The organism is Streptomyces sp. NPDC028308, assembly GCF_055565855.1.
In genome coordinates this window covers 1-7,679 of record NZ_JBVHTO010000026.1, presented here as the reverse complement: position 1 = coordinate 7,679, position 7,679 = coordinate 1, and the positions used below count along the sequence as shown (strand labels likewise).

Genomic DNA, 7,679 nt, shown 5'->3' with positions numbered 1-7,679 from the left:
GGCGAGGGCCTGGTCGCCGCCGAACATGGGAAAGGCGTCTTCGTCCGGCCGCGTCCGCCCGTCCGCCGGCTGGCCTCCGACCGGTTCGCCCGACGCCACCGCGAACAGGGGAAGTCCGCGTTCATCGTCGAGGCGGACGCCGCGGGCAGTCACCCCCAGGTCGACAGCCTTGAGGTCAAGGAGGAGAAGGCCAGTCAGGACATCTCCACCCGACTCGGATCCGTACGGCGCGTGCTCGCCCGCCGGCGCCGGTACCTGCTCGACGGCCGACCGGTCGAGTTCGCCACCTCGTACCTCCCGCTCGACATCGCGCGCGGCACGCAGATCGTCGAACCGAACCCCGGCCCCGGCGGCATCTACGCCCGACTTGAGGAGCTGGGACACCACCTCGACCACTTCGAGGAGGAGATCCGCGCCCGGATGCCCGCGCCGTCCGAGGTCAAGACACTCCGGCTGGCTTCCGGTGTGCCGGTGATTCACCTGATCCGCACCGCATACGACACGGAGGGACGGGCCGTCGAGGTCTGCGACACCGTCATGGCGGCGGACGCGTACGTCCTCTCCTACCAGCTCCCGGCGACCTGACAGGCGGTGCGCGGGGCCACTTCTTCGGACTCGTACACGCCAACAGGCATACTCGTATAGACGAGTGGGCAAGTTGTGTGGCAGGGTAGTCCTCATTCCCGGAAGGATCGGGTCCGAAGACTGCATCTTGTATAGACGAGTAGATGGGAAGAACTCTTGCGCACCATCCGTGTGGAGACCTCGGCCGCGACGATCCTGCTGACCGAGGCACCCGAGCCCAAGGTCCGTGACCGTCAGACCGGCGAGATCGCCAAGGACGTCAACACCGGTGAGGCACTGATGACGATCGGCGTCGTCTACATCGAGGAAGGGGAGTCCTCTCTGATCAAGGTCACTGTGCCCGAGAGCGGGGTGTCCGAGGGGCTCGCGCTCGGTGCACCGATCTCGCTGCCGGGTCTCGTGGCCCGGCCGTGGGAGAGCGTGTTCAACGGCCAGCAGCGGCACGGCATCGCCTACCGCTCCGCCGCCGTCACCCCGGCCATGTTCCCGGCCGCCATGGGGGCCACGGCCTGATGACCGACCTGACAACGCTCCTGGAGGTGGGTGGTCCTGTCGCCGCACTAGGCGGCGGGGCTGCCTACACCCGGGCCAGGCACCCCGGCGTCTACTGGTCCACGGTCGGCCTCCCGATATCCACGGCCCGGCTCCTCGGCTCGTACAACTCGGTCATGGAGGCGTGCGGCCTGACTGTGGCTCCGTCCCGGCTGCGGGTCTTGGCGGTCAAGGCCACCACCCGCCGTGAAGTTCGGCCCGTACCACCGCGGCGAGGCATCATCCGGCCGACCTCGACCGGGTTACGCCTTCGCCTTCGGCTCGCGCCCGGTCAGGAGCCGGCAGACGTCGCCGCCTCGGCGGAACGGCTCCGGCACGCCTGGGGGGTTCACGCCGTGTACGTCACGACCGTCAAGCCGGGCGTGGTCGAACTGCGGCTCGTAGGCTTCGACGTACTGCGGCGTGCGCGTATGCCTCGCAAGGTCGCGTCCGGGCTCCTCAAAGTGCCCGTGGCCCTGCGGGAGGACGCCACCCCGTTCGTACGCGATTACCGCACCGTTCCCCATCAACTCACCCTCGGAGCCACGCTCTCCGGCAAGTCCATGTACCTGCGCCACCTCGTCGCCGGACTCGCCCCGCAACCCGTCGCCCTGGTCGGCATCGACTGCAAGCGCGGCGTGGAACTGTCCCCCTTCGCGGCGAGACTCTCCGCCCTCGCCACCGACCCCGAGCAGGCCGCCGAACTACTGCCCGTGCTCATCCAAGAGATGGAGGACCGGTACGAACTGATCAAGGCACGCCAGGGTCTCGCCCCGGGCACGCCAGACGAGGAGATCACTTCGGACGTCTGGGGGCTTCCAGAGAACGAACGCCCCGTCCCCATCGTCTTGTTCGTCGACGAGGTGGCCGAACTCTTCCTCGTCGCCACGCGCAAGGACGAGGACCGGCGGGATGAGATGGTCACCCAGCTCATCCGGCTCGCCCAGCTCGGCCGCGCTGCCGGCATCTACCTGGAGGTGTGCGGGCAGCGCTTCGGCGCCGAACTCGGCAAGGGAGCGACCATGCTCCGGGCCCAGCTGACCGGCCGCGTCTGCCACCGCGTCAACGACGAAGCCTCGGCCAAAATGGCCCTCGGTGACATTGCCCCTGAAGCGGTCTCCGCCGCCTGCGCCATCGCACCCGAGCGGCCCGGTCTCGCCGTCGCGGGCGATTCCTCCGGCGGCTGGTCCCGCATCCGCACGCCGTACCTCTCCCTCGGCGATGCCGCCGAGATCTGCCGGGAGTCGGCGCACCTGGTGCCTGACCTGCCCGCGCTCAAGCCCTTCCGGCCCGACGTGCCCGTACGGCCCGTTGAGTCTGCGGCCCCGGTTGTCCAGCCTCGCCCTGTGACCGACTGATTCCTCTCCCTCCACTCCGGCCGGCGTGACCTCTCGCGCCATGTCCCTACCCCTGCCATGCCTGAATCCGGAAGGAGCCGCAGCATGCGCGCCCAACTGGCCCGTGTCGACGCGGTGCTCGTCCAAGCGGTCATCGCTGCCGCGCTGTCCTTCGCCCACCTGCACGATGTCGCCTCGGCGGCTGGTCAGGACGGGTGGAAGGCGTGGGCGTATCCCATCTCGGTCGACCTACTGCTCGTCGCCGCATGGCGCCGACTGCGGGCCGGTGACGCGAAGGCGGCCGGGTGGTGCTGGTTCGTCATCGCGCTGGTCGCCTCCCTAGGCGCGAACGTCGCCACTGCCGGGCTCCTCGACCTGGACCAGGTCCCGGCCTGGCTCCGCATCCTCGTCGCGGGCTGGCCCGCGGTCGCCTTCCTCGGCGGAACGCTCCTCGCCCACTCGGCACCGTCACCGCACGAGGACACCGAGAGCATCGAGGACCAGGTGGACGCGTCCGAACTCGTTCCGGCGCTCCCCGCGCAACCGGTGCCCGAACCGACCCCCGCTCCGCCCGTCGTGTCCGTCCCGGCCGCCTTGGTCGACCACGCCCGAAAGGTCGCCGCGGAACACCGGACGCGGACCGGAGAGCCCATCGACACCCCGACCCTCCGCGCCCGACTCGGCGTCCCCGCACCCATGGCCGACGCCATCGCCGCTCAGCTCTGAAAGGAGATCCGCGTGACCGTCAACCGCCGCTTCCGCTTTGTCACTCGCATCGGCCCCGTCCAGGTCGGCACGTCCTACGACGGCCGGGGCCGTGAGAAGCACACCGCCGCCTGCACCGCGCCGCGCTGCGGATTCTCCGCCGACTACGACAGCCGCGCCGCCGCCGAACTCGCCGCCCGTACCCACCGCTGCCCTGTCCGCTGAAAGGACCTGACCTCCGTGACCGTCAGCCTGCCACTCGTTTTCGTGCTCGGCCTCATCGCCTGGGGAGCGGTCAAGTTCCTCGGCGTCCGCACCTGGATCGTCGTCGTGATCGCTCTGTTCGGCTTCCTGCTCTCGCGCACCTTCATGGCCCCGGCCATCGACTCCGGCACGCGCTCCGGCGTGGACGTCATAAATCGTTCACATAACTAGACGAGTAGATAAGGGGACCTTCGCTGTGTTCCTGCCCAAGTACCCCGACAACCCGACCCCGCTGCCCGCTCACACCCATACTCCGGCCGACCCGGCACCCGTACGTCGTGCGGCACCGCAGATCTCCATCAGCACGGGAGCGGTCGCGGCCGTCCTCGCCGGCGGAGTCGTACTGACCGCGCTCCTGGCCGCCGTCGCCGTCACAGCCATCTCCGTGGCCATCGCCTCCGTGGTCCTGCGCTCGATGCTCCGCGACCAGTACCGCCGCTGAGCCGCTGCACGCGAGACCCCCGGGACGGCCTTGATACCGCCAAGCATCCGCCGCCCCGGGGGCCCTACCCCTCCTAACCGAAGCCAGAAGGAGAAACCCATCATCACCCGCGCCACCCCGCCCCCGCTCACCGAACTCGGAGAGCTGGCCGCGCTCGGCACCATGCCCGCACTCCTGCGCCAGCTCTCCAGCCTCGGTGGCTGCACGAACCCCATCCGCCTCGACGGCCACCGCACCGAATACGACGTGAACACCCGCACGGGAGAGATCGGCAACCTCCTCCACCGCCTCGACTCCACCGAGCTCCCGGCTGGTCACCTCCTGGTCCGCTGCAACAACCGCCGCACGACGCGCTGCGCGGCCTGCGCCGAGGTCTACCGCCGCGACACCTTCCACCTGATCACCTCCGGACTGCGTGGAGGCAAGGGCATCCCTGAGCGCGTCGCCGCGCACCCCCGTGTCTTCGCCACCTTCACCGCACCGAGCTTCGGCCCGGTCCACAACCGCCCCACCGGCCCGGCCGGTTCGGTCCGTCGCTGCCGCTGCGGCGTCCTCCACGACCAGGCCGATGCCGCACTCGGTACCCCGCTCGACCCCGACACCTACGACTACGACGCCGCTGTGCTCTGGAACGCGCACGCCGGTCCGCTCTGGCGGCGCTTTTCCACCTACCTCCGCCGGGAGGTCGCCAAGCGGGCCGGACTGTCACAGCGCGCGTTCCGGCAGTACGCCCGGGTGTCTTTTGCCAAGGTCGCCGAGTACCAGAAGCGCGGCGCCGTCCACTTTCACGCCGTCATCCGCATTGACGGCCCCGAGGGCGGCGAAACTGCGCCGCCGGCTTGGGCCACCGCCGAACTGCTCACCGACGCCATCGGTGCCGCCGCTGCCCACGTGCGCGTAGACGGCCCGGTCATCGACGGGCGGCCGCACACCTTCACCTTCGGTCGTCAGCTCGACGTACGCACTATCCGATCCGCCGACTTCGACGGCGGCCGGGAGCTGACCGAGCGGGCTGTCGCCTCCTACATCGCCAAGTACGCGACCAAGGGCGCTGAGACCGCGACGGGAGCTCTCGACCGCCCGCTGAAGTTCCTCGCCGAGCTGGCCCAGCTCGACATCGGCGAGCATGCCCGCCGGCTGATCCGAACGGCCTGGACGCTCGGAGCCCGCAAGGAGTTAGAAGAGCTCCGGCTCCGGGCCTGGGCTCACATGCTCGGCTTCCGTGGCCACTTCTCCACCAAGTCCCGCCGATACTCCACCACCCTTGGCGCCCTCCGCACGGCCCGCGCGGACTGGCGCCGTGCTCAAGCGGCGGCCGCACAGCCCGAGCACGAGCCCGAGACGACGTACGTCCTCGCGCACTGGGCCTTCGCTGGAACCGGTCTCTCGGGGGCCGAAGCCTGGCTGTCCGCATCCCTCGAACCCGCCCTTGGTACGGAAGGAGAACCGACATGAACTCGCAGCGCGACGAACTGATGACCGTGCGCCAGGTCTTGGACGAGCTGGGTGGGGTGTCTCGCCGGACGTTTTACCGTTGGCGCGAGTTGGGGTTCGGGCCAGCGGCATTCAAACTGCCCAACGGAGAGCTCCGGGTGTGGCGAAGTGATTTCACGACGTGGCTGCGGAAGCTGGAGGCAGCGGCGTGAAGTCTCTCGATGTGAAGGTGTGGGGCGTTCGTAAGCGGAACACGAAGAAGTCGTCCTATGACGTTCGGTGGATCGTTGCGGGGAACGTGTTCTCGGAACAGTTCCGGACCAAAGGGCTGGCGGATCACTTCCGATCAAAACTGCTCCAGGCCGCGCACGGTGGTGAGGGGTTCGACACGGCTAGCGGGTTGCCTGACTCGATGGTCGAAAAAGCGGCTTCGATGAGCTGGTACGCCTTCGCTCTGCGGTACCTCGCAATGAAGTGGCCCCACGCTGCACCCAACACGCGCACTGGGATCAACGAGTCGCTGACGGCGGTGACCATGGCTCTCTTGGACGACCGGCCGGGTCAGCCGTCCGAGGAGCTGATCAGGAAGACGCTCCGAAACTGGGCGTTCGTCCTCCCCGGGCCTGATGAGCGCGAGTTGCCCGATGACGTCGCGAACACTCTGAGCTGGGTGTCGAAGGCCTCGCGGCCCTTGGCAGACCTCGGTGAGGCCGCCCTTGCGAGAGCGGTCTTGGACTCTCTGAGGCTGAAGCTCGACGGTACTGCTGCGTCCGCGGAGACCGTCCGTCGCAAGCGTCGAACGCTGGTCAATGCGCTGCACTACGCGGTGGACCTCGGGGAGTTCAAAGAGAACCCGGTGACCCGGATTCGGTGGCAGAAGCCGAAGGTTGCTGGCGAGGTCGACCCGCGTGTGGTCGCCAACCCCGAGCAGGCGCGGGCTCTGCTGACGGCCGTGTCGTACATCGGTGGGTACGGCCGGGCCCGGGGTCGGCGGCTCGTCGGTCTGTTTGCCTGCATGTACTACGGAGCCTTCCGGCCGGCCGAGGCTGTGGCACTCACCGAGGCGGACCTGAAGCTTCCCGAACGCGGCTGGGGTACGGCGCTTTTGAACCGGACGCGGCCCAGCGTCGGCAAGCAGTGGACGGACTCCGGTGAGACTCACGATGACCGGGGGCTCAAAAATCGTCCTGCGGAGGAGGTCCGGCTCGTTCCGATTCCGCCTCAGCTCGTCGTCATTCTCAAGCAGCATCTCGACGCCTTCGGCGCCGCTGAGGACGGGCGGCTGTTCACGAATGAGCGCGGGGGAGTGGTCGGCTCGTCGACGTACTACCGCGTGTGGCAGGAGGCTCGGGCGCTGGCCCTTTCGCCGGCCGCGGTCGCATCGCCGCTTGCTGCTCGACCGTACGACCTTCGGCACTCGGCTCTATCGACCTGGCTCAACTCAGGTGTAGACCCGACCGAGGTGGCCGAGCGGGCAGGAAACAGCGTTGAGGTCCTGCTTGGCCGCTATGCGAAATGCATCGATGGGCGCCAGGAGATTGCCAACCGGAAGATCGAGGACCTTTTGAGCGAGTACGAGTGAGGTGGACCGCTCGGCGAACAGCCCCCAGCCTTTTCGGGTTGGGGGCTTCGTCGTGTACCGGCCATACTTCCTATGCCTCTGGTTGCTGGATACACCTGTCGCGTCGATTTCTCTTTCACTGGTGAGCGGGCGCCTCAGGAGTCTCGTCCGATTCGCCCTCTACGCATCGACGGGCGGAGTGCTGACCCTCGCTGTATGGGGGCTGCAAAGAAGTCGACGCGCCGGTTGGGTGGGGTACGGCTGACGTGCCCGTACTGCGGTCTGCCGCAGGAACGGGTCCCGACGCTCGAACACGACTGGGTGTTGTTGGAGCCGGACATGACGCCGCTCGCCCACATGGTGCCGGCAGAGCGCCGGTGGATCGAGACGTCTGACGGGCGAGTGACGGTGTACGGCGTTTGTCCTCCCGATCCGTTCCAGCGGTGCCGCATCGAGCATCGGTTGGCCTGTCCCGAACAAGCCTTACCCGACCTGTGGCCGTGGTTGACGAGCCTGCGTGGGGAGAACGCGCGCCAGGCTGAGCGTCTGAACGAACCCGAGCCGCCCAGCCCTCCCGAGGAGTGGCCGGACGCCGGATAATGGGCATCGGCTGAATCGGTGGTCTGACCTGGGGTGACGCTCCAAGATCCTGTCCACAAATAGTCCACAGAGGCCGTCATAGGGCTGCTCAGGGCCGCATACGCCTGCACATACGCGAAGACCCCGGCCTCAGCGTTTCCGCTGGTGACGGGGTCTTTGGGCACCTCATGCAAGGTGCCCCCGGCAGGATTCGAACCTGCGCACACGGCTCCGGAGGCCG

Annotated in this window: 11 protein-coding genes; all 11 read left to right on the top strand. The window is 68.3% G+C overall.

Annotated elements, in window-relative coordinates; translation table 11 throughout:
- Positions 1-585: GntR family transcriptional regulator (locus tag ACZ4VA_RS38430; protein ID WP_468084599.1), on the top strand; the 585-nt coding region annotated here is incomplete at its 5' end.
- A gap of 156 nt (positions 586-741) precedes the next feature.
- The gene (locus ACZ4VA_RS38425; RefSeq protein WP_329326438.1) at positions 742-1,098 is read left to right on the top strand and encodes an SCO3933 family regulatory protein; all 357 of its coding nucleotides are present in this window, start codon (positions 742-744) and stop codon (positions 1,096-1,098) included.
- Positions 1,098-2,474 carry an FtsK/SpoIIIE domain-containing protein gene (locus ACZ4VA_RS38420; protein ID WP_468084596.1) on the top strand — a complete coding sequence of 459 codons (1,377 nt, stop codon included), beginning with the start codon at positions 1,098-1,100 and terminating at the stop codon, positions 2,472-2,474. Before ACZ4VA_RS38425 ends, ACZ4VA_RS38420 begins: the two co-directional genes overlap by 1 nt.
- An 84-nt stretch (positions 2,475-2,558) precedes the next feature.
- On the top strand, positions 2,559-3,179 hold the full coding sequence (locus tag ACZ4VA_RS38415; RefSeq protein WP_468084595.1) for a DUF2637 domain-containing protein: 621 nt from the start codon (positions 2,559-2,561) through the stop codon (positions 3,177-3,179).
- A 12-nt stretch (positions 3,180-3,191) separates the two neighbouring features.
- Positions 3,192-3,383 carry a mobile element transfer protein gene (locus tag ACZ4VA_RS38410; protein ID WP_468084593.1) on the top strand — a complete coding sequence of 64 codons (192 nt, stop codon included), beginning with the start codon at positions 3,192-3,194 and terminating at the stop codon, positions 3,381-3,383.
- 15 nt (positions 3,384-3,398) lie between these two features.
- The gene (locus tag ACZ4VA_RS38405) at positions 3,399-3,593 is read left to right on the top strand and encodes a hypothetical protein (RefSeq protein ID WP_468084591.1); all 195 of its coding nucleotides are present in this window, start codon (positions 3,399-3,401) and stop codon (positions 3,591-3,593) included.
- A gap of 25 nt (positions 3,594-3,618) precedes the next feature.
- A complete protein-coding gene (locus ACZ4VA_RS38400; protein WP_468084589.1) occupies positions 3,619-3,864 on the top strand; it encodes a SpdD protein in 246 nt (81 codons plus the stop codon).
- 162 nt (positions 3,865-4,026) lie between these two features.
- Positions 4,027-5,319 carry a replication initiator gene (locus tag ACZ4VA_RS38395; RefSeq protein WP_468084587.1) on the top strand — a complete coding sequence of 431 codons (1,293 nt, stop codon included), beginning with the start codon at positions 4,027-4,029 and terminating at the stop codon, positions 5,317-5,319.
- Positions 5,316-5,510: a helix-turn-helix transcriptional regulator gene (locus ACZ4VA_RS38390; protein WP_129813863.1), complete on the top strand. Its 195-nt coding sequence runs from the start codon at positions 5,316-5,318 to the stop codon at positions 5,508-5,510. Before ACZ4VA_RS38395 ends, ACZ4VA_RS38390 begins: the two co-directional genes overlap by 4 nt.
- Positions 5,507-6,880 carry a tyrosine-type recombinase/integrase gene (locus ACZ4VA_RS38385; protein WP_468084585.1) on the top strand — a complete coding sequence of 458 codons (1,374 nt, stop codon included), beginning with the start codon at positions 5,507-5,509 and terminating at the stop codon, positions 6,878-6,880. Before ACZ4VA_RS38390 ends, ACZ4VA_RS38385 begins: the two co-directional genes overlap by 4 nt.
- Before the next feature lie 72 nt (positions 6,881-6,952).
- Complete coding sequence (locus ACZ4VA_RS38380) at positions 6,953-7,459, top strand: DUF6083 domain-containing protein (protein WP_468084583.1); 507 nt, start codon at positions 6,953-6,955, stop codon at positions 7,457-7,459.
- Positions 7,460-7,679: the final 220 nt, after the last annotated feature.